This window comes from Sphingomonas lycopersici (assembly GCF_026130605.1).
Taxonomy (GTDB): Bacteria; Pseudomonadota; Alphaproteobacteria; order Sphingomonadales; family Sphingomonadaceae; genus Sphingomonas; species Sphingomonas lycopersici.
In genome coordinates this window covers 26,722-49,754 of sequence record NZ_JANFAU010000022.1, presented here as the reverse complement: position 1 = coordinate 49,754, position 23,033 = coordinate 26,722, and the positions used below count along the sequence as shown (strand labels likewise).

Here is a 23,033-nt window from a genome sequence, read left to right as displayed (position 1 = left end):
CCTCTGGTGCAGGCTCAAGGACTGGCGGCGCATCGCAACCCGGTACGACAAGCTCGCCGCTAACTACATGGCTGGCGTCTTCCTCGCTGCCGTCATCACCTTCTGGTGCGATTGAGTCCTAACCCTAGGCGCCACACGGGGCCGGCTTCCCGGCCAGTCCGTTAAACCAGTTAGCGATCGGCCCGACGAGGATCATTCCGGCCGCGAGGGCGTTGGCCTCATCGAGGATCGCGATAGCATATCGCTGTCCGACCTTCTGTCCCAGCCAGCGAAGGAGAAGGCGATGCCGGACAGGAAGACGATCGAGAAAGCCCGCGAGGACGAACGCGAAGGCAAGTCGCCCGGGACGCAGGCCGGCGAATTCGTCAGCGCGGAAATCGACAAGATCCGCCACGGCGAACATGGCGCGCGCTCGACCAAACAGGCGATCGCCATCGGGCTGTCGGAAGCGCGCCGCGCCGGAGTCGATCTGCCGCCGCCCCGGAAGGGCACGGTCAAGGAAAGCACCCGCAAGAGCGCCGAATATGCCTATGAGGTCGGCCAGGGCGAACGCACCCCGAAGCGTCGCCCGAAAGTGTCGAAGGCGGTGACCGAGGTACTCGAGCACGAGCCGACATCAACCGCATCGCACGAGGCGCTGTCGCGGCAGGCCAAACAGGCGGCAGCGCGCCGGACCCCGGCGGAGCGATCGGCCGCCGCGAAGAAAGCCGCCGAGACCAAGGGCGCGGCGGGGCGGAAAGCGGCGGCGCAGAAAGCGGCGAGAACGCGCGCGCATCGCGCCGGCCGCGACGGATCGGCGCGCTGATCCCGCGACCTTTTCGGCCCGCCGGACGTTGTGTTGCGCACCGCAGACACAAAAGGAGGTCCGGTGAGCCAGCCACCCGAGCCCCGCAAAGGCATGCCCTCGCCGCGCCTCGGGGAGGCCGAGTTCAAACAGCGCTTCCGCGGCCAGTTCGTCGATCCGGCCTTCGACGCGCTGCAACCCGAGCTCGATCGCATCGCGGGCGCCGCCTGGGATGCCTATGCGCACCAGCGCAAGTCGCCGCGCACGCGCAAGGCGGGGCCGGGCTATGCCGATCCGGACTATGATCTCGCGATCGACTGGATCGAGGCCCGGGCGCGGATCGACGAGGCGCAGCGGGTTCATGACGATCCCGACGCGGTGCCGCGCATCCTGCTGATCAACGGCTCGTCACGCAGCGAACATAGCTGCCCCGGCGAGATGTCGAAGAGCTGGCGCCTCGTGGAGATCGCGCGCGCGATCTTCGAAGCGGATGGCCATGCGGTCGACCTCCTCGATCTTTCGCGGCTCGCCTCCGAATACGGGCGCCATATCCACCCGTGCAAGGCATGTTTCTCGACCGCCGCCGCGCTCTGCCATTGGCCCTGCTCCTGCTATCCGAACTATTCGCTCGGCGAGACGCAGGACTGGATGAACGACATCTACCCTTTATGGGTCGCCGCGCAGGGGGTGATGATCGTCACGCCGGTCAATTGGTACATGTGCTCCTCGCCGCTGAAGCTGATGATCGACCGCCTCGTCTGCGCCGACGGCGGCAATCCCGATCCGACCAGCACCCACGGCAAGGACGCCAAAAAGGCCAAGGCGCTCGAGCTCGATGGCTGGCCCTATCCGCGCCATCTCGCTGGCCGGCTGTTCGGGGTGGTGGTGCACGGCGATGTCGAGGGCGCCGAGAATGTTCGCCGCTCGCTGTCCGACTGGATGCGCTTCATGCAGATGCAGCCGGCCGGGGTGAAGGCCGAGCTCGATCGCTATATCGGCTATTATGAGCCCTATGCCACCAGCCACGCCGCACTCGACAGCGACGAGGCGATCCAGGAAGAGGTGCGCAACGCCGCGCGCACATTAAGCGAGGCGTGCAAGGCGAAGGGCAAGGGACGATTCCTGCAAGCCGGCGCGACGCTCGATCAGCCGCGCGCGAAGTGACGCCACCGGTTCCCGGCACGCACGGCTCACCCGCGAAAGCGCGCCTCGGCGAGATCGAGTTCGCGGGTCAGCTTCTGGACGGTCGCGCTTCCCACCTCGCGCCGCCGCGCCAGTTCCGCCAGCGTCCGGCGCTCGGCGGCCACCCCCGCCAGAAGAAAGTCCCCGAACAACCGTTCCTGCATCCGAAGATCGTCCGAACGTCCGTCGCTCAGCCCTTCGATGCGCTCGCGATAGAAGTCCATCACCCGCGCCGCGGTCGAGGTGTAGAGATCGGCGTCACCGCTTTCTTCGGCCAGCATATGCTGCCGCTGCTCGATCGCGGCGATCGCCGCCTTCGCGGTCGCGATGCGCGTCACGTCCTCCTCCGCCTGCCGCGAGGGTTCGGGCGGCATGCGCAGGTCCCTGAGGAGGATCGGCAGCGCGACGCTCGCGAGGACGAGCGAGACGATGATCACCCCGGCGGCGAGAAAGATCGCGAGGTCGCGCGCCGGAAACGGCGAGCCGTCGTCGAGCGCCAGCGGCAACGTGAGCACACCCGCCAATGTGATCGCCCCGCGTACCCCCGCGAACGACATCGCCGCGATCAGCCGCCAGTCCGGGCTTTGCAGGCTCTCGCCGCGATTGCGCTTGCGCAGGATCGTCAGCCTCAGCGACATCCATACCCATAGCGAGCGCAACAGCGCCAGCCCGGCGACGATGGCGAGGACGTAGACCGCGAGCCACCACGGCGCGCTGTGCCCGGTGACCGCCACGGTCTGCCTCGCGCCGGCGAGAATGCCGGGGAGCTGCTCGCCGAGCAGCACGAAGATAATGCCGTTGAGCGAGAATTGGATCGTGTCCCACACCGAGTTGCGCCGCATCCGCGTGACGGCGAGCGCCTGGCGCGAAATTTCCGCGAAGGTCATCGTCACCCCCGCGCCCACCGCCGCGAGGATGCCCGAGGCGTGGACCTGCTCGGCGAGCAGATAGGCGCCGAACGGGATCAGCAGGCTGACGAGGATCTGCGACCCGGTATCTTCGCCCCAGCGCCGCGTCACCCACGCCTTCGCCCGCGTGGCGGCGAGCGTCACCACCACCCCGATCGCGAGGCCGGCCCCGGCGACCCACAGGAAGTTGAGCGCCGCCGCCCCGACCGAAAAGGCGCCCGTCAGCGCCGCGGCGATCGCGAAACGCAGGCAGACGAGGCCCGACGCGTCGTTGAGCAGCGATTCGCCCTCGAGGATGTGCATCATCCGCTTCGGGATCGGCACCCGCGCGGCGATCGCCGACACCGCGATCGGATCGGTCGGCGAGACGACCGCCGCCAGCGCGAACGCCACCGCCAGCGGCATCGCCGGGATCATCCAGTGGATGAACAGCCCCATACCGATCACCGTCAGCAGCACGAGGCCCAGCGCAAGCTCCACGACGGTCGACACGTCCTTGAGTAATTCGTCCTTGGGGATGCGCCAGCCATCGAGGAACAGCAGCGGCGGCAGGAACAGCAGCAGGAACAGCTCGGGATCGAGCTCGACGCGATAGGAGGTGGAAAGCCCGATGACCGCACCGAGCATGATCTGGACCAGCGGGGTCGGCAGCGAGATCGGCAGCATCCTCGATATGGCACCGCTGACGACGACGGCGAGGAGAAGGAAGAGGACGACCGATACTGCTGCCAAAATCAATGCTCCGCGTGCTGGATGCGGGGTTACCTAGAACCTCACGATAGCAGGACAACCCCGCGACGCGTGCGGCAACATTTTGTTAAACGCGCCGGTCGGTGGCGGAAATGCCGCCGCTGCCGGGGCCGCGCGCGATCCCGGCGGCAGCGGCGGTTTCACCTGTTATCGGCCTGACCATTGAGCCAGCGCAGGCCCTGATAGGTGATCCGATAGGCCGCGCCCGATTTGCTCGCGATCAGGCGTTTGCGGCGGAGTGAATGGAAAATCGCCAGCGTACAATTGGAAAGCCGCCAGCCTTCCCTCGTGAAACAATCGACGTTCGTAATATCCCGCGTAATTTCATCGCGGCGATGAACAATCCGACCACCTTGCGCAAGCGCGTGAAGCACGCGCTGCTCGGCCTTCGATATATTCATTGAAAACAAGTCCCGCCTTCGCCTGCCGCGCCAGTGCAACGATTGGGCGTTGCGCGCCGCAGGCAAATCAACCGCGCGACGGAAGCGCATTCCATCGCGTGCTCGGGCGGCAATAGGGATCAGTCTATCCCGGGCCGCCTATTGGCGAGAGACAAGTTCAAACGAACACATAGAGGGTAGCGATAATATCGATCCGCCGCGATCGCAAGGACGCCGTTCGCGGGCTTGGGCGCTCAGCCGCTCGTCTCGCTGGCGGCGAACACCGCCAGTTGCGCGTCGAATGCGCGCCGATAGGCCGGCCGCGCCTCGCCGCGCGCGACATAAGCCGCGAGGTTCGGATAATGCGCCAACAGCCCCGATCGTTCGATCCGCCGCAGCACCGTGACCATCAGCAGGTCCCCCGCGCTGAACGCGCCCTCGAGCCAGTCGGCATCGCCGAGCGCGGCGGAAAGTTCGTCCAGCCGCGCGCGGACACGCGCCTCGAGCATCTGTTGGCGTTCCTCGTACCAGGATTTGTCCTGCTCGAAGAGCGTAGCCATGCCATATTCGACGATCGGCGGCTCGACCGTGTTGAGCGCGGCGAACATCCACGCGACCGCGCGGGCGCGCGCATCCGTATCGTCGGGCAACAGCCCCCCGTGCCGCTCGGCGATATGGAGCACGATCGCGCCCGATTCGAACAGCACGAGATCGCCGTTCCGATAGGTCGGGATCTGCCCGAACGGATGGTCCGCGAGATGCGCCGGATCCTTCATCGCCGCAAACGACAGCAGGCGGACGTCATAGGGCTGCCCGACTTCCTCGAACGCCCAGCGCACCCGCATATCGCGCGCAAGCCCCCGGCCGCGATCGGGCGAAGCGGCAAAGGCGGTGATCGTCGGCTTCATGCGGCGCTCCAGGCGTGAGGGGATGCGTAGCTCGTTGTTCGGGCACGGGTTTGCCACGGCTACGCTTCGCGATCCACCCTCGCGCGCGACGGGTCCCGCGATGCCGACGACGCCGCTATTCCGTCGCTTGCGCCAGCGGAATCGCCTCGATGACCTCGCTCGCCGCGCCGAAAGCCTTGAGCAACGGCATCAGCCGGTCGCGCTTCTCCACCAGCACCCGCGCGATGCCCGGCGCCAGGCTTTCGCCGGTGCCGACATGGCCGAGCAGCCGCTCGATCTCGACATAAAGCGCCGCTTCCTTGGTCGGGTAGAGGTGGCCCTTGCTGTCGACCCACGCCTGCACCGCCTTGATCGGCAGCAGATCGGCCTCGTCATTGTTACGCATGAACACGCCCTTTCTTTCACCCCGCAATGCGTAACGAACGTAATCCTATCGCTTTCCCATTCGGTTACCGGGGCGTATTTTTGGCGAGAGAGAGCGACAAAATAGGCACAGCGGGCAATCGGAGCGCCGCCGCTCGACGCGTCAGAGCCGATGCGGCCCGAAGAAGATTACCGCAGCGCCGGCGAGGCACAATGAAGCCCCGCCCAGATCCCAGCGGTCGGGCCGAACCCCCTCCGCCAGCCACAGCCAGAGCAGCGCCGCGGTGATGTAGATGCCGCCATAGGCCGCATAGGCCCGCCCCGCATCTGCGGTATCGACGCGGGTCAGCAGATAGGCGAAGGCGACGAGCAACGCGCAGCCCGGAATGAGCCACAAGGGGGACCTCGCCATGCGCAGCCACGCCCAAAAGGCGAAGCACCCGGCGATCTCCGCCAGCGCCGCGCCGATATAGATGATCACCGATGGCATGCGCCGCCGGTAGCATCCCGGCGCGCTCGACGCATCCAAATTACCGGGCGGGCGTTGACACGGTGGCGCAACGAAGCGGGCTATTGATCTGGATGTACGACGAAGACCTGTGCGAAGTCTTTCCCGGCAATTCCGAAATGGCGCATATCATGCGCCGCCACGACTGGACGGCAACCTCGCTCGGCGATCCGCGCGGCTGGCCCGACGCGCTGAAAATCCCGCTGCGGATGCTGCTCACCTCGCGGTTCGAGATGTGGCTCGGCTGGGGCGACGACCTGCATTTCTTCTACAACGACGCCTATATCCCGACGCTCGGGATCAAGCATCCCGGGATGCTCGGCCGGCCGTTTCGCGAGGTCTGGTCCGAGGTCTATGACGAGGTCGCCGATCAGGTCGATCGCGTCCGCGCCGGCGAAGCGACCTGGAACAAGGCGCTGTTGCTGCTGCTCGAACGCAGCGGTTATCCCGAGGAAACCTATCACAGTTTTTCCTACAGCCCGCTCCACACCGCCGACGGCGACGTCGGAGGGCTGTTGTGCATCGTCAGCGAAGAGACCGAACGCGTCATCGGCGAACGGCGCCTCGAAACGATACGCCAGCTCGGCGCGGCGCTGGTCGGCGCGACCGACAGATCGGCGATCCACGATGCGGTGCGCTCGACCTTCGCGACCAATCGCCGCGATTTCCCGTTCGCCAGCCTACAGCTGACGGGCGACGCCGCGCATCCCGCGCCATCGTCGTTCGAAGCGGCGATCACGCGCCTCTCGCGAGGGGACGGCGAAAACGGCCGGATCGTCGCGCTTCCCGCCGACATCGACTGGCCCACGGGCGATTGGGACCGACCCCCGCGCGAGGCGATCTCAATCGCGATCCCCGGGCCGGGCGAGAGTGCCGGCCGGCTCGTCCTCGGGCTGAGCCCCTATCGCAGCAAGGATGCCGGCATCCTCGACATCGCGCGGCTGATCGCCGCGCAGATCGGCGGCGCGCTCGCCAATGTCGCCGCGCTCCAGAGCGAGCGGCTCCGCGCCGACCGCATGTGGACCTTTTCGCGCGATCTGATGGTCGTCATCGACGGCGAGGGCGTGCTGCGCTCGGTCAGCCCGTCCTGGGCGCAGATGCTCGGGCATCCGCTCGATCAGGTGGTGGGGCATCATTTCAGCGCGTTCGTTCATCCCGACGATGCCGGTGCCAACGACGATGCGCTCGCCCGCGCCCGCGACGACGAACAGCTCACCAATTACGAAAGCCGCCTGCTGACCGCCGACGGCGGTTTCCGCTGGATCGAGTGGCATAGCTCGACCGAAAACGGCATGATCTTCGCCTATGGCCGCGATATCACCCAACGCCGCCGCGCCGAAGAGGCGCTCAACGAAAGCCAGGCGCAGTTCCGCCATCTCGTTCAGGGCGTGACCGATTACGCGATCTACATGCTCGACCTCGACGGGCATGTTTCGAGCTGGAACGAGGGTGCGCGGCGGATCAAGGGGTACGAGCCCGACGAGATCATTGGCGAGCATTTCTCACGCTTCTATACCGAGGAGGATCGCGCCAACGGCGAACCGCAACGCGCGCTCGAAACCGCGCGTACCGAGGGACGCTTCCTCGCCGAAAGCTGGCGGGTCCGCAAGGACGGCGAGCGTTTCCGCGCCAGCGTGGTGATCGACGCCATTCGCGACGATGCGGGGGTGCCGATCGGCTTCGCCAAGATCACCCGCGACATCACCGAGCGCGAAAAGGCGCAACGCGAGCTGGAACAGGCACGGGAAGTGTTGTTCCAATCGCAGAAAATGGAGGCGATCGGGCAGCTCACCGGTGGTATTGCCCATGATTTCAATAATCTGCTGATGGCGGTCCTCAGCAGCCTCGATCTGTTGCGCAAGCGCGTTCCCGATGATCCGCTGAGCAAAAGGCTGCTCGACAATGCGATCGAGGGCGCGCAGCGCGGTGCGACGCTGACCCAGCGGATGCTCGCCTTTGCGCGCCGCCAGGATCTCAAGGTCGATCGGGTCAATCTGCCGCAGCTGCTCGCGGGGATGAGCGACCTCGTCCAGCGGTCGATCGGCCCGGAATGGCCGATTTCGACCAATTTCCCGCTTCGCCTGCCGTTCATTCGCGCCGACGCCAACCAGCTCGAAATGGCGCTGCTCAACCTGATCGTCAACGCGCGCGACGCGACCCCGGGCGGCGGGCCGATCCTGATTTCGGCGTCGAAGGAGGTGCTGGCCGACGATCCCGCGACCAAGCTGCCAGCGGGACATTATGTCCGGCTGGTCATCACCGATCGGGGGACCGGGATGGACGAGGAAACCGTGCGCCGCGCGGCCGAACCCTTTTTCACGACCAAGGGTGTCGGCAAGGGCACCGGGCTCGGGCTCGCGATGGTCCACGGCATGGCGCAACAGATCGGCGGGATGTTCGAGCTGTTGAGCCGCCCTGGCGAGGGGACGAGCGCGGTCATCTGGCTGCCGGTCGCGCAGGATGACACGGTGTCGGCCGCCGCCGAGCCGGTCGCGGAGCCCGAACCGCAAATCCCGCGGCTGAAGATCCTTGCGGTCGACGACGACGCGCTCGTCCTGATCAACACCGCCGCCCTGCTCGAGGATCTCGGGCATGACGTGATCGAGGCCGATTCCGCCGCCGAGGCGCTGGAAACGTTCCGCGCGCGCGACGATATCGACCTTATCGTGACCGATCAGGCGATGCCCAATATGACCGGCAGCGAATTGATCGCGGCGGTCGACGAAATCCGGCCCGGCACGCCGATCATCCTTGCCAGCGGCTATGGCGAGGATGTCGCGGCACGCAGCAGCGCGATCCGCCTCGGCAAGCCGTTCAACCAGTCGCAACTCGCGATCGCCATCGCCAAGGCGGTCGAGCGCGACGTCGCGACCAGCGCGTAACCACGGCAATGCACGAAGGTTGCGCGCGCCGGGCAGTCGCGCAATGTCCCCGCAATCTCCGTCGGGGACAATCGCGCGAAAGGAAGATCGGCTATTGCGTATCCTGCTGCTGGAAGACGAGGCTGAGCTGGCGTCGGCGCTGCGCACGGTGCTGCGGCGATATGACGCGGTGGTCGATATCGTGGCGTGCCTCGCCGAGGCCGAAGAAGCGGCGGCGGGTGCTTCCTATGATGCGATCCTGCTCGATCGCCAATTGCCCGACGGCGACGGGCTTTCGCTCATTCCCTGGCTCCGCACCCGCGGGCTGGCCGCGCCGGTCATCGTGCTGACCGCGCGGCGCGAAATCGACGATCGCGTCGACGGGCTGGATGCCGGCGCGGACGATTATCTCTCCAAGCCATTTGCGATCGAGGAACTGCTCGCACGGCTCAGGGCGGTGATGCGCCGGCCGTCGGACATGCGCGCCGACGTCGAGACCTTCGGCGAGCTTTCGTTCGATTTCAACGGCCCGGAGGCGCGCGTCGGCGGCGAAAGGCTGGAACTGACCCGCCGCGAATTGCTCGTGCTGCAGGTGCTGCTGCGGCGGATCGGACGGACGGTGTCGCGCCAGGCACTCGAAGATGCGGTCTATGGCTTCGACGACGAGATCCAGTCCAACACGCTCGATGCGCATATCTCGCGGCTGCGCCGGAAGCTCGCCGCCGCCGGCGCCGGGCTGGAGGTGCATCCGGTCAGGGGAATCGGCTATCTGCTGAAGCAGGCATCGTGAGCGACACCCCCGCGTCGCTGCGCTGGAGCCTGACGTGGCGGCTGTCGGCGCTGCAGGCGGTATTGCTCACCGTGCTGGCGGTGCTCATCGTCGCGGCGCTGGCGGCGACCGGCAATTTCATGACGCTCGAGCCCGAGGACGAAACGATCGACGCGATCGCGAGCGCGGTCGTGCGCGGCGACAGCGGCTCGTTGAAGCTGCGCGAGACGCCGGCGTTCGCGGCACGCAGCGCCGAGACACCCGGCCTGTGGTTCGTGGTGCGCCGGCATGACGGCGCCACGCTCGCCTACGGCAAGGTGCCCGCTGCTTATGCCGAGATGGGCGCGGCGCTCGATCGCATCGGGCAGGCGCGGTTCGGCAGCATGCTCAACGGCGATTTCGTCCCCGCCGCGCGGCTCAAGACGGTGCATGCCGCTGCCGGCGATCTCCAGATCCTCACCGGCGCCAATGGCACGGTGTCGCCCGGACGACTGCTGGCGGCGGTCGGCCTGCTGTTCGCCTCGGTCGTCCTGCCGCTGATTGCGATCACCGCAATCGCGACGATCATCGCCGCGCCGCTGGTGGTTCGCCGCGCGCTCGCCTCGGCCGATGCGATCGCAGCGCGCGCGAAGCAGATCGACGTCGACCGGCGCGGGACGCGGCTGCCGTCGCACAATGTCCCGCAGGAAATCGTGCCGCTGGTCGAAGCCGTCAACGGCGCGCTCGCGCGGCTCGACGACGGCTATGAGCATCAGCGCAAATTCTTCGCCTATCTCGCGCACGAATGGCGCACCCCGATCGCGATCCTCCAGACCCGGCTCGACGCGCTGCCGGCGGGGCCGGAGAAGGTGCTGCTGCTGCAGGATCTCGCCCGGCTGGCCAATCTGACCGAGCAATTCCTCGATCTCCAGCGTTTCGGCCATCGTTTCGAGCCGGCGCGGATCAACCTCGTCGCGGTGACGCGGCAGGTCGTCTTCGATCTCGCACCGCTCGCGATCGCTGCCGGCTACGAACCCGTCTTCGAGGCTGACGAGGAAATGATCGACGTGCTCGGCGATGCCGCGGCGATCGAGCGGGCCATCACCAACCTGCTGCAGAATGCGATCCAGCACGGCGGCGGGCGCGGCCAGATCACGACGCAGATCAGCCGATCGAGCGGGATCACGATCAGCGACGAGGGCGAAGGCGTCCCCGCCGACGATCGCGAGCGCATCTTCGACCCCTTCTTCCGCGTCAACGGCCACGGCTTCGGGCTGGGGCTCAATCTCGTGCGGGAGATCGTCGGGCGGCACGGCGGCCGGATCTGGGTCACGGAGGCGCCATCGGGCGGCGCGTCATTCCGGTTGATCCTTCCGCTCCTGCCGGCGGGCTGACAGCGTTCTTCCGGCAGGATCGGGCCGATCCAAAAATAACCTGTCAACCGCGCAATGTTCTTGTAATCGCGGTCGAATATTTCGATCGATAAAGACCGATGAGGTATCGGTCGACGGACAAATGCGTGATGACGAAACGGTTTCTATTCCTTCGATCGTTCCTCAAAAATCCCGGCGTCATTGGCGCGGTGACGCCATCGGGGTCATCGCTGGCGGAATTGATCACGAGCGACCTTGGCCCGGCGACCGGCACGGTGCTCGAACTCGGCCCCGGCACCGGGATTTTCACGGAGGCGGCGTTGAAGCGCGGCGTGCCGGAAAAGGACCTGATCCTGATCGAATATGTCGTGGATTTCGCTCGCATCCTGCAGATGCGCTATCCCCAGGCACGCGTCCTGTGCATGGATGCCGAGCAGCTCGGCACCGCATTGCCGCCCGAAAAGCGCCTCGGCGCCGCGGTCAGCGGGTTGCCGTTGCTCAACATGCGCGGATCGAAGATCGAGACCATGTTGCGCAGCATCTTCTCGCATCTGCGCGAGGGCGGCGCGCTCTACCAATTCACCTACGGCATCACCTGCCCGATCCCGCGCCACATCCTCAAGCGCCTCGATCTGAAGGCCAGCCTCCATGGGCGCGTGCTGCGCAACATCCCGCCGGCGCGCGTGTACAAGATCACGCGCAGCAATCATCGCCCGTTGCGCGACCTCGCGCGGTGAGCAGCCTGCTCTCGACGGTCATCGCGCTGTTCGCGACGATGGGGCCGCTCGGGCTGGCGTTTTGCGCGCTGATCGAGAAGCTGATCCCGATCGTCCCGTCGAGCGGGCTGCTCATCATGCTGGGCCGTTTCGCGGTTGCCGATGCCGCCGCCTTGCCCGGCGCGGTCGTCGCCACGACGGTGGGATCGACGCTCGGATCGCTCGCCTGGTACGGCCTGGGCCGGTGGGTCGGCGCCGAGCGCGGCGCGCGGCTGCTGACGTTCGGATCGCTGCCCTCGCTCGGCCATGAGCGCCGCGAGCGGCTGCATCGCGCCTATCTGCGGCGGCGTTTCTGGATCACCTTTCTCAGCCAGACGATGCCGGTCGTCCGGGTCTATATCGCGGTGCCGGCCGGCGCGCTCGCCGTGCCGCTCACCGGCTTCGTCGTGGCGACCTTCGCCGGAGCGGTGGTGTGGAACACCGTGTTCCTCGCGACCGGCGTTATCCTGCGCAACAATCCGGTGGCCGGCGGCCACGGCGACATCGTCACCACGATCGTCGTCGCGCTTCTCGCCGCCGAAGCGATCATTGCGGGCGGCATCCGCCTGCTGCGCCGGCGCCGCGAGCCCGTTTAAAGCTGGGCGGCGCTGGTCGGCCCCTGAACCCTGACGCGCGGGAAAACCGCCTCGAGCGGCTTGGTATCGGGCAGCACGTAGACATAGCCGCCCTTCCTTTGGAAAAGCGGCCGCAGGCTTTTGCTGTAGAAAACCGAGGGCACGTTGATGCAGCCGAAGGTGATGCGATTGTCGTCGGGGGTCGGCGACAGCATCCGCTGGCGTCGCCGCTCCTTCTTGCTCGCGGTCGGCGGGATCGGGTGGAGCGCCACCGAATTGGCGTAATCGACCCACAGCACCTTCTGCTTGCCCGCGGCGAAGCCGTATCTGGCGAGGAAGCGTCCGGCTGGAGTGGTCTTTTCCGCCGGGCCGATCTCGGCGAGATTCTTGGTGCCGACCCCCGGGGTGGCCTCATCCCCCTCGGCGATGCCGATCAGCACCGGCACCCGCGCGAGCGGCTTGCCCTTGGCGTCAAACAGGAAGAGCGAGGCATCCTTCTTGTCGATGATCGCATAGGGCAGCGCGCCATTATCACGCGACGCCGTGATCCAATCGGCGACGCGCACCGCCGCCGCGGACGGCGGCGTCTCGACCTTGGCCTCAACCTTGGCTTCGGCCTTCTTCGCCGGCGCGACGCTGGCCGGCGCGCGCTTGGGCGCGGAAGCCGCCAGCGCAGGTCCGGCAAGCGCCAGAAGCATCATGATCATCGCTTGAGGCACTCGACATACGACCGCTGCCGCCCCGAAGGACGGCAGCGGAGAAATCACGATAATATCAGCAATTGCGCAATTGCGGCATCAGTTCCGCGGGCGCTTCCGGCGATTTTCATTCTCGCGCATGCGCTGCTCGATCCCGTCGACGCGCGCGTTGAGCTGATCGAGCCGCTGGCCATTGTTCTGCGCGGCCTGCCCTGCGGCCTGCGCTTCGGACAATGCCTGCTTCGCGGTGGCATCGGTATCGTGCAGTTTCGCCTCGAGCGCATCCATACGCTGGTTCAACGGCGCGATCTGATCGCGCACATATCCTTTGGTGGCGCAGCCGCCGAGGCCGAGCGCACCAACCATGATCACGACCGCAGGGGCGAGTTTTGTTACAGACGGCGACATGGCTTTTTCCATTCCTTTTTGAACCCGGATCAATCCAAACCGAGCGTTAAACGCGCAACAAACCGATTCTGTCCGACTGTGCATTTGCTCAGGTGAATCGATGATTTACCGGTCAGTTCGCGGCGGCGATCGCCACCAGTGCACGGTCGATCGCCCCGGTTGCGGCAGTGTCCTGCGGCATATCGTTGGCGAAGGCCGAGAAGGTGAAGGTCCGCCCGCTCGCCGCGACGAAGAAGCCCGACAGCGCATTGGCGGCGTTGAGCGTCCCCGTCTTGGCGAACAATTTGCCGGCCAGCGCCGTCCCGACAAAACGATGCTTGAGCGTGCCGTCCTCGCCCGCCACGGGAAGCGTCGTGCGCCACGCCGCGCCCCATGGCTGCGCCTGGGTCCAGCGCAGGAAGGTGACCGCGGCGCGCGGCGAGAGGCGATTGTAGCTCGACATGCCCGACCCGTCGGCGAAGTCATAAGCGGCGCGCGACACCCCCGCCCGCGCCAGCATCGCGCTCACCGCCGCACGCCCGTCCGCCACCGACCCGCTGCCCGAGACGCTGCCGACGCGCCGCAGCAACAGCTCGGCATGCAGGTTCTGGCTGACCTTGTTGGTGTGACGCAGATCGTCCGCCAGCGGCGACGGGTTGAGCCGGGCAAGCTCGGGCGGCGCGGGCGGGCGCGAGACGGGGGCGTCGCCGCGCGCCGCAGGATCGTCGCCCGGCGAAAGCAGCCGGTGGCGGGTGGCGATGTCGCCCGTCACCCGCACGCCCGCCGCGCGCAGCAATCCCGCGAAGCGCCACGCCGCACGATGCGCCGGATCATCGACCCCGACGCGCAGATTGGCCGCCGCGCCCCCGGCGGGGATCGTGCCCGCGATCCGCAGCATATCGCTCCCCGGCGTGCGGGTTACCTCCAGCGCGGTCTTGCCGCCGGCGATGGTGATCGCGCGATTGTCGATGCGGTAATAGCCTTCTCCGGCGATCGCCGGCGGCGCGCCCGGCCTGCCCGGCGTCACCGTCAGCACGACGACATTGTCGTCGAGTGTCAGCGCGGAGATCGCGGTGCCATATTGGCCGGCCATGTTGTTCCAGCTCATCCCCGCCGGCCAGCGCTCGTCGGGAAAGGCGCTGTCGTCGCCGATCACGTCGCGGACGACGCGGGTGCGCGCAGCCACCGCCTGCGCGAGATCGACGAGGCAATCGCTCTGGCAATCCGCCGCGCTCGACAGCCGCGCGTCGCCGTGCCCGGCGAGGATCACGTCGCGCCCCTCCAGCCGCACGCTCGCGCCGCCCGCGGTATCGGGCGACGCGGTATCGAGCAGCGCGAACGCCGCGGCGGTGGTGAACATCTTGGTATTGGAGGCCGGCACGAAGCGATCGTCGGGGCGGACCGCCACGATCTCGCGTCCCTGATCGTCGACCACCACCAGCCCGATACGGGTGCCCGCCCCCACGCTGGCGAGCGCCTCCTCCACCGCCGGCGCGGCTGGCGGCGCCGCGGCGAGCAGCAACGGCACCAGCGCGAGCATGCCGCGCATCACCGCCCCTCGATCACATCGGCGAGCAAGGCGAGGAATTGCGTCGCCAGCACGCTCGGCGGGCGATCGAGCAGATGGATCGCGTGGACGTCGAAGGCGAGCGACGGCTTGAGCGGCCGCATCTGCAGCCCCGGCGCCATACACGCCTCTGCGGTGAACGAATCGACCACCGTCACCCCCACTCCGCTGCGCACCAGCGCCGCGGCGATGTAGAAGGTGCGCGCCGAGACCACGACGTTGAGTTCGACCCCCAGCCGCTCGAGCTCGTCGGTGAAGATCCGGCCGAGCGGGCCGCTCGTCGCGACGGTAATGAACGGATGCCCGGCGAGTTGCGCCAGCTCCAGCCGCGGCGGCGCATCGGGCAGATCTTCTTCGCGATAGAGCACCACCAGCTCGCCCTCGCCGAGCCAGCTCTGCCCGAGCGGGACGCCGCGCGGCACCTTGTTGGCGATCGCGATATCGGTCTCGCGCTCGTAGAGTTTCCCCAGCAGATCATCGTGATGCACGGTCTGCAGATCGAAGCGGACGTCGGGGCGCTCCTTCATGAAGCGCGACACCGCGGTCGGCAGCGCGGCGAGCGCGAGGCTGGGCAGTGCGGAGATCCGCAAGGTCATCCCCGCGCCGGCGCGCAGATTGCGCCCCGCCTCGCGCAGGATCCGCACGCGATCCTGGATCTCGGCGACATCGGAGAATAACGCATGCGCATCCTCGGTCGGGACGAGCCGGCCGTTGGTGCGCTGGAACAATTCGAAGCCGAGCAGGCTTTCCGCGTGGCGCAGCGTCTTCGAGACCGACGGCTGCGAGATATTGAGTGCGCGCGCCGCCCCGCTGACCGTGCCGTTGACGTAGACCGCGTGGAAGATCTCGATATGCCGCAGGTTCATGAGGCCGATCCTAACGACGGTATCGCTTATTCGACAACGGCTTGACGAAAGCGCCCCTCGTCGAGCGCATTTTCGGCACGCGCGACGAGCGTGGTGACGGCGAGGTTGGCCGAGGCCGAGGGCACGGTGCGGGTCATGTCGAGCAGCCGGTCGAACGGCAATACCAGCCCGACCACCAGCGCAGTCTGCTCGGGATGCACCCCCACCGCCGCGAGCATCGCCGCGAGCATGAACAAGGACGCCGACGGGATCGGCGCGGTGCCGAATGCGGCGAGCGCGCCGGTCAGCAGCATCACCGCGAGCATCCACGGATCGGGTGCTATCCCCAGCGCCTGCAACGCGAATTGCCCAAGCAAGCCGACATACATTGCGGTGCCGTCCTTGCCGATGCTCGCCCCCAGCGGCAGCACCGTCGAGGCGATCGGGCGCGCGATGCCGAGATTGTCCTGCGCGACGCGCAGCGCCACCGGCAGTGTCGCCGACGAGGAAGCGGTCGAAAAGGCGATCGCCAGCGCATCGATGATCCCGCGGAAGAACCGCCCGACCGGGAGCCGCGCGACCAATGCGATCAGCCCGGCGTGGACGATCAGCATCTGCACCAGCGCGGCGAACAGCACGCACAAGGCGAGCCAGCCGATATTGACGAACACCGCCGCGCCGCTCGTCGCCACCGCATTGGCGATCAGCGCGCAGACCCCGAACGGCGTCACTTCCATCACGATCCGGACGATCTGGAGCAGCACCGCGGTGAGCCCCTGGAGCAATGCGACCACCGGCTTGCCCGCCTCGCCCGCGATGACGCTGCCGACGCCGAGCAGGATCGCGGTGAAGATGATCGCGAGCATGTCGCCGCGTGCCAGCGCATCGACGATATTCGCCGGGACGATGTTGAGCAGCTGATCGGCGGGCGAGACGGGGGTGCCCAATGCATGTGGCGCGGCTCCCGCCAGCGTGATCCCCGCGCCGGGGCGGACCACCAGCCCCACCGCCATGCCGATGACGACCGAGACCAACGTGGTCAGCGCGAACAGCCCGAGGGTACGTCCGCCGATCGGCCCGAGCCGGCGTGGATCGCCGAGCGCGGCGATCCCCGCCGCGATCGTCACCAGCACGACCGGCACGACGAGCATCTTGATCAGCCGGACGAACAGATCGCCAACCAATTTGATCGCCGCCGCGCCGTCCGGCGACAAGGCGCCGAGCAACGCACCGAGCACCAGCCCGGCCACGACCCGTTTCCATAACGGCACCGCGAACCAGCCGCGGAGCAGCCTCACGCGCGGGCGCCCCAGAAGCCCGGATGCGGCGGCAACAGCACCCCGCCTTCGTCACGCACCCCGCCGGGACGATCGTCGGCGAGCCACAACGGCCCGTCGAGGTCGGCAAAATCCGCCTCCCCCGCGAGCAGCATCGCCGGCGCGATGCCGAGCGACGAACAGAGCATGCATCCAATCATCAGGCCAAAGCCCCTTCCCCGCGCTGCATCGGCGAGCGCAAGGGCCTCGGTCAAGCCGCCGGCCTTGTCGAGCTTGATATTAACATGCGTGTAAAGACCGACGAGCGCATCGAGGTCGGCACGGGTATGCAGCGATTCATCGGCGCAGATCGGGATGCGCGATGCGATCCCGGCCAGCCCCGCATCTGCCGCCGCCGGCACCGGCTGCTCGAGCAGATCGACACGTTGCTCGACCAGGAAACCCTGCCATGCAACGACATCGGCGACCGTCCAGCTTTCATTGGGATCGACAATCAGCCGGGGCTTCGGGGCGACGCGGCGCACTGCGGCGATCTGCGCCTGCGCTTCCTCGCGCGCGACCTTCACCTTGAGTAACGGCACGTCGGCGATGCGCGCCGCGACGAGCGCCATCGCCTCGGGCGTGTCGATACCGATCGTGATCGCCGAGGCGAGCGGCGCCGGTTCGGGGCGGCCGGCAAGCGCTGCGACACTGGTGCCGGCAAGCCGCGCTTCGAGATCCCACAAGGCGTCGTCGACCGCATTGCGCGCCGCGCCCGCGGGCATCAGCGTCGCGAGATCGACGCGTGTCGCCCCCGCCTCGATCGCCGGCGCGATCCCGGCGATCGCCGCCAGCGATCCTTCGACCGTTTCGCCATAGCGCGGATAGGGCACGCCCTCGCCGCGTCCGACGAATCCGTCCTGCGCGACGGTGACGGTGATGACCTCCGCAACGGTCCGCACCCCGCGCGAGATACGGAACGGCGTCTTCAGTGCGAAACGGTCATGGGTGGCTTGGAGGGTTCGAAGCATTGCAGCATCCAGTCAGCGATCGGATCGGCGCCGAAGCGATAAGGGTCGGTGCACGGCAGGCCCAGCGCGTCCGCGGTCGCCGCGCACAGCCGCCGCGCCTCGGCATCGTCGAGCTTGGCAGTGTTGAGTGCGACGCCCACCGCGCGCACATCGGGGCTGGTCAGCCGCGCGACGCGGAGGTTTTCCTCCAGACAGGTGGCGAGATCGGGCAATTGGTAATGCGGCAGCCCGCGCATATGCGCCCGCGACGGATCGTGGCACAACAGCAGCGCACGCGGCTGCGCGCCGTGGAGCAGCCCGGTCGAGACCCCGGCGAACGAGGGGTGGAACAACGATCCCTGCCCTTCGATCAGATCCCAGCCGTCGTCGTCGCGCGCGGGGCTCAGCGTTTCGATCGCACCGGAGATGAAATCCGCCACCACCGCATCGAGCGGGACGCCCTCGCCGGCGATCAGGATACCGGTCTGCCCGGTTGCGCGGAAATCAGCGGTGACGCCGCGCGCGCGGAGCGCCTGTTGCAGCAGCAGGGTGGCGTACATCTTGCCGACCGAACAATCGGTGCCGACGGTGAGCAGGCGATTGCCCGCGCGCCGCTTGCCGGTGCCGACCGGCAGATGCGCCGGCGGATCGCGCACGTCGAACAGGGTCACCCCCGTCTCGGCCGCGGCGCGCACCAGCCGCGGCTCGTCGCGCAGCCGCTGGTGGAGCCCCGAGACGACGTTCATCCCCGTCGCGATCGCCGCCAGCGCATCCTCGATCAGCGCCTCGCAGAGCCGGCCGCCGGCATTGGCGATGCCGAGCACCAACGTCTGCGCCCCCGCGGCACGCGCCTCGGCCGCATTCATCCGCGGCAGGCCGAGCGTCAACGGGCTGCCGTCGTGGCGCCATTCGCCGACGCAATCCCGCGGGCGGAAGATCGCAAGACCGCGCGAGGTCTTGATGCCGACCTCGTCATCCGAATGGCCGAGATAGAGAAGAAAGGGTGCCGGAATCATCGCTCACCTAGCGGAAAAGACTGATGCTTTCCTTGGGCCGCGGCGCGCGGCTGCGCCAATCGCGCTTGCGCCGCGACCTATAACGCCCGGCTATGCGCACGGCGTCGGGCGCGGGCGCAGCAGGGCGCGGCCGGGCGCGGCGCCGGTCGTCGCGCCATTTTCCAGCACGACCTGGCCGTTGACCAGCAGCGCGACGACCCCGACGCTCGGCACCCGCGGGTTCACATAGGTCGCGCGCGGCGCGTAACCGACCGGATCGAACACCACGACATCGGCGAAATAGGACGGGCGTAGATAGCCGCGCCGGTCGAGCCGGTAGAGATCGGCGGTCAGCCCGGTCGAACGGCGGATGAAATCGCCGAGCGAGATCACCTTACGCTCGCGGACATAGACCTGATATTTCTGCGGGAAGGTGGCATATTGCCGCGGATGCCCGTCGGACCCGTCGGAGCTCGTCACCACCCATTTCTGCTGCATGATCAGATCGACGTCGCGATCGGCCATGTTGAAGCTCGCCACCCCGGCGCCGGCCGGCTCGGTGCCCTTGGCATCGGCGACGCGCAGGATGCGGATCGCGGCATCGATCGGATCGACCTGCCATTCGGCCGCGACCGCGCCGAGCGTCTTGCCGGTCCACGGCTGATCCGCGCTGGTCAACAGGATCGAGTCCTTGCCCCCGCGCCGGCGCAGATTGTCACGCATCTCGGCCTTGATCCGCGCCAAGGTCGCGGCATCGTCGAACCGCGCGATCATCTTGGCATAGCCGCCGTCGACCGCCCAGCGCGGGACGAGCGAGGCGTCGAGGCTCGTCCCCGAGGCGAGCCAGGGATATTGATCCGCGGTCACCTGCTGGCCTGCGGCGCGCGCGGCCTCGATCGTCGCGATCAGCTGCGGCGCCTGGCCCTGGAGGTCCACGCCCAGCGCCTTGAGGTGCGCGAAATGCACCGGCATCCCGGCGGCACGGCCGATCTCGATCGCCTCGCGGGTCGAGGCGAGGAGGCCGATCGTATAGCTCGATTCATCGCGCTGGTGGGTGTCGTACATCCCGCCGCGACGCCCCGCCTCGCGCGCGACCGCGATCACCTCTTCGGTCTTGGCATAGCTTTGCGGCGCGTAGAACAAGCCGGTCGAAAGGCCATAAGCCCCTTCGCACATCGCCTTTGCGGCGAGCGCTTTCTCCTGCCCCAGCTCGGCCGCGGTCGGCGCGCGATCGTCCGCGCCGAGCACGCGCGCGCGGATCGCGCCGAAGCCGACGAACGGCACGACATTGGTGCCGATCCGGCTCGCCTCCAGCTTGCGCGCGTCCGCCGCGACATCGGGGGTGCCCCCGCCGTCGACCCCAGTAACGATCGTCGACACGCCCTGCGCGAGCCACGGCAGGTTGAGACGCGCGGTCGCATCGGGCGAACGGATGTAGGTGTCGGGGTGGGTATGCGCGTCGATGAAGCCGGGGGCGACGATCTTGCCCGTGGCGTCGATCACCCGCGCCGCAGCGGTGCCCCTCGCCGGCCCGACATAGACGATGCGATCGCCCGCGATCTCGACATCGCCGGTGATCGGCGGCGCATCCGCACCCGAATAGATCGTCCCGCCGCGGATCACCACGTCCGCGCGCTGCGCCCACGCCGGCGCGGCGAGCGCGACCAGCGCGGTGAACACAGCGATCGACCGGACCTTCATGCGGATTTCCCCTTCGGATTGAGCATCGTACGGCTGACGGCATGTTTGTCGACCGCGGCGCGGCTGAACAGCATCGGCTGCATCGCGCCGGCGATCCACGGCCGGTAGAAGTCTCGATAATGCGGCGAGCGCGGGTCGTTCGACTGGCCGGGAAGGTTGAGCATCACCGAATTGTCCCACGCGCCGACGTCGATCACCTGCAGATAGCTCGCCCCGCCGCTGACCTGCCAGCCCGCGTTGCCGTGGAGCCAGCGCGCCATCACGGTATAGGAATCGCCACCCGACCCTTCGCCCTCGATCGGCGGGAAGGCCTTGGCGATCGCGGGGATGCGCGACAGCGGATGCGCGAGCCGAACCTGGTGCAAGGTTGCCCAGCGCCACGCCGCCGGATCGGGGCCGAGCTTCTCGCGCGCCCCATTCCAGGCGGCGGCGAGCGCGGCGTCGAACAATGCGTCGCGCGCCGCCTTGGGATCGGGACCGAGCCGCGCGTCGGGGTCGGCGAGCAGCCCGAGCAGCACCGAGGGCGCGATCTCGGTGACCAGCGCGCGCGCCCTTTCCGGGACGATCAGCGCGAGCATCCGGTTGCCGAGCTCGCGCCACAACAGCTCGAACAGCGCCGCCGCGCCGCTTTCGGCATCGACGCGCGCATCCCAGCCGCGCAACATCGCCAGCGCGGGCGCCGCCCCGGCCGAGCCGCGCGCCGGGAGCAGCGCGAGCAATTGCCGCGCCGGGGTCGACAGGGTGTCGTGCTGGAGCGCGATGCTGTCGGCGAGGCTGTGCTTGCGCTGCCCCGACAGAACGTCGGCGATCCGCTCGTAGCGATAGGGATCCTTGAACGAAAAGGCCGGGATGCGATCGCGCGGCCAATCGCGGGGCAGATTATTCTGGTTGGCCGAGGCGAACCAGCCCTTGGCCGGGTTATATTCGCTCGGCAGCGCGCGGAAATCGCGCCGGCCGGTCCAGTCGTAACGCCCATCGCCCGGCACCGGCAGCAACCCGTCGCCCTTGCGCCGCACGGGGACGAAGCCGATCACCTGCCAGCCGTGGTTGCCCTCGATATCGGCATAATGGAAATTGGTCGGCGAGGGGTGGAGCGGGAAAGCGTTGCGCAGATCCGCCCAGTCGCGCGCGAGGTTGATCGCGATCATCGCGAACGCGTCACTTCCCCCCGGCTGCAGGTCGATCACCGCGAGCGCGGTGGCGCGGCGCCGCGCCGGATCATGCGCGATCACCGGCCCCTGCGCGGCGAAGCGCAAGGTGAACGGCGCCGGCGCCCCGCCCTTCACCGGGATATGGATATCGACGCGGTCGAACTTCTTCCATTTCCCCTCGTGGCGATAGAGCTCGGGGTCGTCGGGGTTGAGCTCCAGCACGAACAGATCCTGCTGGTCGATGTGGAAATTGGTGCGGCCGAAGGCGAAGCGATCGGTGTGCCCCTGCATGATCCCCGGCTGCCCCGGCGACCCGCCGCCGATCACATCGAGCCCCGGCGCCGAAAGATGCGCGACATGCCGCGGATCGAACCCGCCGATCCCGAGATGCGGATCGTTGGCGAGGATCGCGCGGCCGGTCGTCGTCCGCGACGGCGCGACCGTCCAGGCGTTGCTGCCGCCGTTGGCGCGCTCGCCGACCGGATCGGGATCGTTCGGCTCCTGCGGAAGCACCATTGCCCCGAACGGCAGCGCGCCGAGCCGGAACACCCCGAGATCGGCGTCGGACACCGCCGCGACGTCGAGCCCCTCGGGAACGGTCATCTTCCACGCCGGGCGCAGCGGCGCGATCACCGCGTCGAGATCGAGCAACCCCAGTGCCGCGAGCCGCGCGCGGCGCACCTCCTCATCGGCGCTGTTGATCCGCTCGCCGCGCGCCAGCACGAGATCGCGGATATCCCATTTGAGTGGGCGGACCCCGAGAATGGCATATTCCAGCGGCAGCAGCGAGCGATCGGCCAGCACTTCGTCGATCCGCGCGTTGATCCCGGCGACATAGGCGCGCGCGCAGGCGAGCACCTTCTCCGGCACCGCGGCGAGCTCGGCATCGAGATCGCCGCGATAGTGGAACAGCCGCGCGCGTGCGTCATGCGCGGCGAAGTCGCGCCCGAACGCCTCGGCCATCAGCCCCATTTCGCGGCGGTGCGAGAAATCGATCTGGAACAGCCGGTCGCGCGCGACGACATAGCCCTGCCCGAAATAGGCATCGGGGATCGAGGCGGCGCGAATATGCGGCACGCCATAAGGATCGTCGATGATCTCGATCGGTGCAGTCAGCCCGGACACATCCACCCTCCCCGTCCGCGCGGCCGCGACAGGCACCAGCGCCAGCATCGCGGTCGAGCCGAGCAGAAACGAACGGCGATTCAACATCGGCATATCCCCCGGGCGTACCTGTCGGCACAGGCTAATGCCGTGTTGTTCGAAGGACATATGGCAAGCGCTTGGCGAGCCATAGGCGCAATCTATAGCCAGGCCATAGACGCAGA

The 23,033-nt window shown here is 67.8% G+C and carries 21 protein-coding genes and 1 pseudogene; 8 read left to right on the top strand and 14 right to left on the bottom strand.

What is annotated here, in order from left to right; genetic code table 11:
- The 3 genes and pseudogenes from NED98_RS22665 to NED98_RS22655 all read left to right on the top strand — a co-directional run.
- Positions 1-115 (top strand): annotated as a pseudogene (locus NED98_RS22665) (IS5/IS1182 family transposase); the annotation flags it as partial.
- A 168-nt stretch (positions 116-283) separates the two neighbouring features.
- Positions 284-805 (top strand): DUF6496 domain-containing protein, encoded by a 522-nt coding sequence (locus tag NED98_RS22660; RefSeq protein WP_265314620.1) that lies wholly within the window; start codon positions 284-286, stop codon positions 803-805.
- Positions 806-868: 63 nt separating this feature from the next.
- Positions 869-1,948 (top strand): flavodoxin family protein, encoded by a 1,080-nt coding sequence (locus NED98_RS22655; protein ID WP_265314619.1) that lies wholly within the window; start codon positions 869-871, stop codon positions 1,946-1,948.
- A 26-nt stretch (positions 1,949-1,974) separates the two neighbouring features.
- Here the strand turns inward: NED98_RS22655 and NED98_RS22650 are convergent, their stop codons facing one another.
- The 5 genes from NED98_RS22650 to NED98_RS22630 form a co-directional block, all read right to left on the bottom strand.
- Complete coding sequence (locus NED98_RS22650; RefSeq protein ID WP_265314617.1) at positions 1,975-3,606, bottom strand: Na+/H+ antiporter; 1,632 nt, start codon at positions 3,604-3,606, stop codon at positions 1,975-1,977.
- 158 nt (positions 3,607-3,764) lie between these two features.
- Complete coding sequence (locus NED98_RS22645) at positions 3,765-4,115, bottom strand: YjhX family toxin (RefSeq protein WP_265314616.1); 351 nt, start codon at positions 4,113-4,115, stop codon at positions 3,765-3,767.
- A 143-nt stretch (positions 4,116-4,258) separates the two neighbouring features.
- On the bottom strand, positions 4,259-4,912 hold the full coding sequence (locus NED98_RS22640) for a glutathione S-transferase family protein (RefSeq protein ID WP_265314614.1): 654 nt from the start codon (positions 4,910-4,912) through the stop codon (positions 4,259-4,261).
- Between the two features lie 115 nt (positions 4,913-5,027).
- On the bottom strand, positions 5,028-5,297 hold the full coding sequence (locus NED98_RS22635; RefSeq protein ID WP_179514155.1) for a hypothetical protein: 270 nt from the start codon (positions 5,295-5,297) through the stop codon (positions 5,028-5,030).
- A gap of 141 nt (positions 5,298-5,438) precedes the next feature.
- Complete coding sequence (locus NED98_RS22630; RefSeq protein WP_265314612.1) at positions 5,439-5,765, bottom strand: YnfA family protein; 327 nt, start codon at positions 5,763-5,765, stop codon at positions 5,439-5,441.
- Between the two features lie 62 nt (positions 5,766-5,827).
- On the opposite strand from NED98_RS22630, the gene NED98_RS22625 reads away from it, so the two are divergent.
- From NED98_RS22625 to NED98_RS22605, 5 genes are all read left to right on the top strand, one after another.
- Entirely contained in the window at positions 5,828-8,665 is a 2,838-nt protein-coding gene (locus NED98_RS22625) for a PAS domain S-box protein (RefSeq protein ID WP_265314611.1), read from the top strand.
- A gap of 94 nt (positions 8,666-8,759) precedes the next feature.
- Complete coding sequence (locus NED98_RS22620) at positions 8,760-9,434, top strand: response regulator transcription factor (protein ID WP_265314609.1); 675 nt, start codon at positions 8,760-8,762, stop codon at positions 9,432-9,434.
- Entirely contained in the window at positions 9,431-10,786 is a 1,356-nt protein-coding gene (locus NED98_RS23330) for a sensor histidine kinase (RefSeq protein WP_265314608.1), read from the top strand. The genes NED98_RS22620 and NED98_RS23330 overlap by 4 nt, the downstream gene beginning before the upstream one ends.
- 128 nt (positions 10,787-10,914) lie before the next feature.
- Complete coding sequence (locus tag NED98_RS22610) at positions 10,915-11,502, top strand: class I SAM-dependent methyltransferase (protein WP_265314606.1); 588 nt, start codon at positions 10,915-10,917, stop codon at positions 11,500-11,502.
- Entirely contained in the window at positions 11,499-12,116 is a 618-nt protein-coding gene (locus NED98_RS22605) for a DedA family protein (RefSeq protein ID WP_265314604.1), read from the top strand. Before NED98_RS22610 ends, NED98_RS22605 begins: the two co-directional genes overlap by 4 nt.
- On the opposite strand, the gene NED98_RS22600 is transcribed toward NED98_RS22605, so the two are convergent.
- The 9 genes from NED98_RS22600 to NED98_RS22560 form a co-directional block, all read right to left on the bottom strand.
- A complete protein-coding gene (locus NED98_RS22600; protein ID WP_265314603.1) occupies positions 12,113-12,802 on the bottom strand; it encodes a hypothetical protein in 690 nt (229 codons plus the stop codon). The two genes, NED98_RS22605 and NED98_RS22600, sit on opposite strands and share 4 nt — an antisense overlap.
- Before the next feature lie 90 nt (positions 12,803-12,892).
- A complete protein-coding gene (locus tag NED98_RS22595) occupies positions 12,893-13,201 on the bottom strand; it encodes a hypothetical protein (protein WP_179514163.1) in 309 nt (102 codons plus the stop codon).
- A 112-nt stretch (positions 13,202-13,313) separates the two neighbouring features.
- Entirely contained in the window at positions 13,314-14,729 is a 1,416-nt protein-coding gene (dacB, locus tag NED98_RS22590) for a D-alanyl-D-alanine carboxypeptidase/D-alanyl-D-alanine endopeptidase (protein WP_265314602.1), read from the bottom strand.
- Positions 14,729-15,613, bottom strand: coding sequence for a LysR family transcriptional regulator (locus tag NED98_RS22585; protein WP_265314599.1), 885 nt, complete (start codon positions 15,611-15,613; stop codon positions 14,729-14,731). Before NED98_RS22585 ends, dacB begins: the two co-directional genes overlap by 1 nt.
- 26 nt (positions 15,614-15,639) lie before the next feature.
- Positions 15,640-16,890, bottom strand: coding sequence for a dicarboxylate/amino acid:cation symporter (locus tag NED98_RS22580; RefSeq protein ID WP_265314598.1), 1,251 nt, complete (start codon positions 16,888-16,890; stop codon positions 15,640-15,642).
- The gene (gene dgcA, locus NED98_RS22575) at positions 16,887-17,879 is read right to left on the bottom strand and encodes an N-acetyl-D-Glu racemase DgcA (protein WP_265314597.1); all 993 of its coding nucleotides are present in this window, start codon (positions 17,877-17,879) and stop codon (positions 16,887-16,889) included. Before dgcA ends, NED98_RS22580 begins: the two co-directional genes overlap by 4 nt.
- Positions 17,837-18,874: an N-acetyltransferase DgcN gene (gene dgcN / locus NED98_RS22570; protein ID WP_265314596.1), complete on the bottom strand. Its 1,038-nt coding sequence runs from the start codon at positions 18,872-18,874 to the stop codon at positions 17,837-17,839. The genes dgcA and dgcN overlap by 43 nt, the downstream gene beginning before the upstream one ends.
- Positions 18,875-18,964: 90 nt before the next feature.
- Positions 18,965-20,554 carry an N-acyl-D-amino-acid deacylase family protein gene (locus NED98_RS22565; RefSeq protein WP_265314595.1) on the bottom strand — a complete coding sequence of 530 codons (1,590 nt, stop codon included), beginning with the start codon at positions 20,552-20,554 and terminating at the stop codon, positions 18,965-18,967.
- Entirely contained in the window at positions 20,551-22,917 is a 2,367-nt protein-coding gene (locus NED98_RS22560) for a penicillin acylase family protein (RefSeq protein ID WP_265314594.1), read from the bottom strand. Before NED98_RS22560 ends, NED98_RS22565 begins: the two co-directional genes overlap by 4 nt.
- Positions 22,918-23,033 lie beyond the last annotated feature (116 nt).

Bases quoted from the DNA above. Each gene is read 5' to 3' on its own strand.
- NED98_RS22660 (WP_265314620.1), top strand. From the start codon at position 284: ATGCCGGACAGGAAGACGATCGAGAAAGCCCGCGAGGACGAACGCGAA.
- NED98_RS22645 (WP_265314616.1), bottom strand. From the start codon at position 4,115: ATGCGCTTCCGTCGCGCGGTTGATTTGCCTGCGGCGCGCAACGCCCAA.
- NED98_RS22640 (WP_265314614.1), bottom strand. From the start codon at position 4,912: ATGAAGCCGACGATCACCGCCTTTGCCGCTTCGCCCGATCGCGGCCGG.
- NED98_RS22635 (WP_179514155.1), bottom strand. From the start codon at position 5,297: ATGCGTAACAATGACGAGGCCGATCTGCTGCCGATCAAGGCGGTGCAG.
- NED98_RS22630 (WP_265314612.1), bottom strand. From the start codon at position 5,765: ATGCCATCGGTGATCATCTATATCGGCGCGGCGCTGGCGGAGATCGCC.
- NED98_RS22610 (WP_265314606.1), top strand. From the start codon at position 10,915: ATGACGAAACGGTTTCTATTCCTTCGATCGTTCCTCAAAAATCCCGGC.
- NED98_RS22600 (WP_265314603.1), bottom strand. From the start codon at position 12,802: ATGATCATGATGCTTCTGGCGCTTGCCGGACCTGCGCTGGCGGCTTCC.
- NED98_RS22595 (WP_179514163.1), bottom strand. From the start codon at position 13,201: ATGTCGCCGTCTGTAACAAAACTCGCCCCTGCGGTCGTGATCATGGTT.
- dacB (WP_265314602.1), bottom strand. From the start codon at position 14,729: ATGCGCGGCATGCTCGCGCTGGTGCCGTTGCTGCTCGCCGCGGCGCCG.
- NED98_RS22585 (WP_265314599.1), bottom strand. From the start codon at position 15,613: ATGAACCTGCGGCATATCGAGATCTTCCACGCGGTCTACGTCAACGGC.
- dgcA (WP_265314597.1), bottom strand. From the start codon at position 17,879: ATGCTTCGAACCCTCCAAGCCACCCATGACCGTTTCGCACTGAAGACG.
- dgcN (WP_265314596.1), bottom strand. From the start codon at position 18,874: ATGATTCCGGCACCCTTTCTTCTCTATCTCGGCCATTCGGATGACGAG.
- NED98_RS22565 (WP_265314595.1), bottom strand. From the start codon at position 20,554: ATGAAGGTCCGGTCGATCGCTGTGTTCACCGCGCTGGTCGCGCTCGCC.
- NED98_RS22560 (WP_265314594.1), bottom strand. From the start codon at position 22,917: ATGTTGAATCGCCGTTCGTTTCTGCTCGGCTCGACCGCGATGCTGGCG.